Below are 2064 nucleotides of genomic sequence, written 5' to 3'. Positions count from 1 at the left end.
AATCAATTATTAAGCCACAAGCTCTATAATAAATTTAAAACTAAACATAAATTGAGAACAAATCAAAGAATATATTTATATGTTATTTTTTAGTCATACCTTTAATATGAATTGAAATTGGCACTATTTTTGCATGCTATATCGGTTACAGAGTATTTAACTACCGTTATGCTTGTGTTAGAAATTATTTACAATAAAAAATGGAATGTTATTGTAAATTATTAGGCAATATCGTAATTCTAATCATAGTATGTTTTGCACCATATTAGTGCAACAAATAACAAAAATATGAATTTAAACAAAGTAAAAGTTAATTAATGAAAAATCAAAATTAGAGCGCTTTACTAAATCTGTATTTAAAAAATATTTGAAATAATAATATTTTAACTTTTTATAAGTATTACAAAATAGGTTTACAGTTAAATAATTAGGGTGGTTTTATGAGTAATCTAAGGAAATATAAACGTAAATTTTTGTTGGGCGCAGGACTAATAACGATGCTTGCAAGTGCACAACTTCATGCTGCAGGAACGTTAGTTTATTGTGCAGAGGCTTCACCTGAAACATTTAGTCCACAGTTAGTGACAAGTGGCATTTCAATGGATGCTAGTGCAGTTCCTGTTTTTAACCGTTTGGTAGAGTTTAAATTAGGTACTACCGAAATCGAACCTGCTTTAGCAAAATCTTGGGATATCAGCCAAGATGGTTTGACTTATACTTTCCATTTACGCGATGATGTCAAGTGGCATAGTAATAAAGAATTCAAACCAACACGAAACTTAAATGCTGATGATGTTATTTTTACATTTATGCGACAGAAAGATAAAAATCATCCTTATCACAAAGTTTCTGGTGGACAATATGAATACTTTGAAAGCATGGGGTTCCCAGATTTAATCAAAGAAATTAAAAAGATAGATGACCATACTGTGGCATTTGAATTAAACCATCCAGAAGCTCCTTTCTTAGCAGATTTAGCAATGTCATTTGCTTCTATTTTATCAGCCGAATATGCCGATGCTATGCTTAAAAATGGCACACCCGAAAAAGTTGATTTAGTCCCCGTTGGTACTGGTCCGTTTACTTTTGTTCAATACCAAAAAGATTCAAGAATTCTTTATAAAGCCAATCCCGATTATTTTGGCCCTAAAGCCCTGCTTGATCGTTTAGTGTTTTCAATCACCCCAGATCCTGCAATTCGTTATGCCAAGTTACAAAAAGGAGAATGTCATGCGATGCCATATCCAAATGTAGCTGATGTTGAACGAATGAAGTCAGACAATAATATTGTTGTTAAAGAAATGGCAGGGGTTAATATTGGTTATTTAGCCTACAATATGGATAAACCACCACTTGATAACTTACAAGTTCGTCAAGCATTAAATATGGCCGTGAACAAAGATGCGATTATAAAAGCTGTTTTTCAAGGTGCGGCAGAACCAGCTAAAAACTTTATTCCACCATCAATGTGGGGTTATAACGATGAAGTAAAAGATTATCCTTATGATCCAAAACAAGCAAAAGAGTTATTAAAATCAGCAGGATTAGAGAAAGGGTTTACTATTAATTTATGGGCAATGCCTGTACAACGTCCATATAACCCAAATGCACGCCGTATGGCTGAAATGATTCAAGCTGATTGGGCTAAAATTGGTGTAACCGCTAAAATTGTGAGTTATGAATGGGGAGAATATTTATCTCGTATTCGTGATGGTGAACATGATGCAGTACTAATGGGATGGTCGGGAGATAATGGTGATCCTGATAACTTTTATTCTGTTTTAATGAGTTGTGATGCGGTTAAAGCAGGTTCAAACTATTCACACTGGTGTTATAAACCATTTGATGATTTATTACAGCAAGCTCGCGTTGAGCCTAATCATGAAAAAAGGGTTGAGCTTTACAAACAAGCACAAGTTGAGATGCATAACCAAGCGCCTGCATTAATGATTGCTCATTCAATGATTTATCTACCGATACGTAAAGAGGTTAAAGGTTATATTATGGCTCCTTTAGCATTACATAATTTTAACCAAGTCACGCTTGAAAAATAACATTCCTTGC

Annotated in this window: 1 protein-coding gene; it reads left to right on the top strand. The window is 33.6% G+C overall.

The annotated features are described in order from the left end of the window. Positions 1-440 precede the first annotated feature (440 nt). Positions 441-2054: an ABC transporter substrate-binding protein gene (locus A9G30_RS06595; RefSeq protein ID WP_065588433.1), complete on the top strand. Its 1614-nt coding sequence runs from the start codon at positions 441-443 to the stop codon at positions 2052-2054. Positions 2055-2064 lie beyond the last annotated feature (10 nt).

Source organism: Gilliamella sp. Fer4-1 (assembly GCF_001690515.1).
Lineage (GTDB): Bacteria > Pseudomonadota > Gammaproteobacteria > Enterobacterales > Orbaceae > Gilliamella > Gilliamella apicola_C.
The sequence above is the reverse complement of the archived record's forward strand: the minus strand, read 5'-3'. Positions and strand labels throughout refer to the sequence as shown.

Bases quoted from the DNA above. Each gene is read 5' to 3' on its own strand.
- A9G30_RS06595 (WP_065588433.1), top strand. From the start codon at position 441: ATGAGTAATCTAAGGAAATATAAACGTAAATTTTTGTTGGGCGCAGGA.